Origin of the sequence: Streptomyces dysideae, assembly GCF_001514305.1 — a bacterium.
Taxonomy (GTDB): domain Bacteria; phylum Actinomycetota; class Actinomycetes; order Streptomycetales; family Streptomycetaceae; genus Streptomyces; species Streptomyces dysideae.
Genome location: NZ_KQ949112.1, coordinates 11,656 through 12,575 on the forward strand (window position 1 = coordinate 11,656; position 920 = coordinate 12,575).

The 920-nt window shown below is 77.0% G+C and carries 1 protein-coding gene; it reads left to right on the top strand.

Annotated elements, in window-relative coordinates:
- Nucleotides 1-208: 208 nt before the first annotated feature.
- Complete coding sequence (locus tag AQJ91_RS39480; RefSeq protein WP_067032014.1) at nt 209-556, top strand: hypothetical protein; 348 nt, start codon at nt 209-211, stop codon at nt 554-556.
- The last annotated feature ends 364 nt before the right edge of the window (nt 557-920 follow it).

Consider the following 920-nt stretch of genomic DNA (forward strand, 5'->3'; position numbering starts at 1 on the left):
AATCGGACCGCGCCGTGGAAGGCGAAACCGGAGCGGAGGACGCCGAGGAAGACGTGCCCGTGCCGGACCCCGCATAAGGCGAAGCCGAACCGGAAGACGCCGAGGGAAACGCGCCCGCAGAGGGCCCCGTGGGGAACGAACCTGGAGCAGTGGACGCCGGGGGCGGTGTGGCGGGCGATGCCGTGGCGGGGCCTGCCGGGTTGGCTCGGTGCTGTGTGGTGGGATCGGGCGTGGTCGCGTCGGCCTCGTCCGGCGAGTCCGCGGGCGGCATCCGGAAGGCACCGGCGAGGAACTCCCGTACCTCACGCGCCCGGGCATCGGCAGCACTCCCACGCGTACCGCCGCGAGGCCGGGGGTCGGCCGGGGCCGCAGGGCGGCGCGTCCCCCGTGGGCCCTCAACTCCCCCTCCCTGCTCTTCCGTCCGAGCCCGCCGCTCCTCCTCACGGGCCGCACGCAACGCCTCGCGCACGACATCGGCGGGACGGCGCCGGTCGGCGTCACCGGCGGGCCTTGCCTGATCACCCGGCCGGTCCGCTTCATCGGCTTCCGCACGTGAAGCGTCGGCCGACTCGCCTCGTAGTTCGGCGGTTCGACCGGCCGTCGCGGCCCGCCCCTCACCGACGGCTTCCGTCGGCGCCCCGGAGGCCGATTGTTCCCGCGCGGCGTCCGAGCCCGCGAGTGCCCTTCCACCGTCCCCGGCGCCGGTACCCTCCCCCGCGTGTCGCCTCGCGGCGATCGCACGCCGTAGCGCCGCGCGAGCGGCGTCGCCCGGCCGGGCCGCTGGGCGCGCGGGCTCATCCGGCGCCGGGTCCCCGCCCCCAGAGGCCGTCTCCCGCGCCGGCTTCTCGCTCCCGGACGGCTCCCGCGGCGACTGCTCATCCCCGGGCGACTCCCGCGCCGAAGCCTCGCCCTCGGCCGAG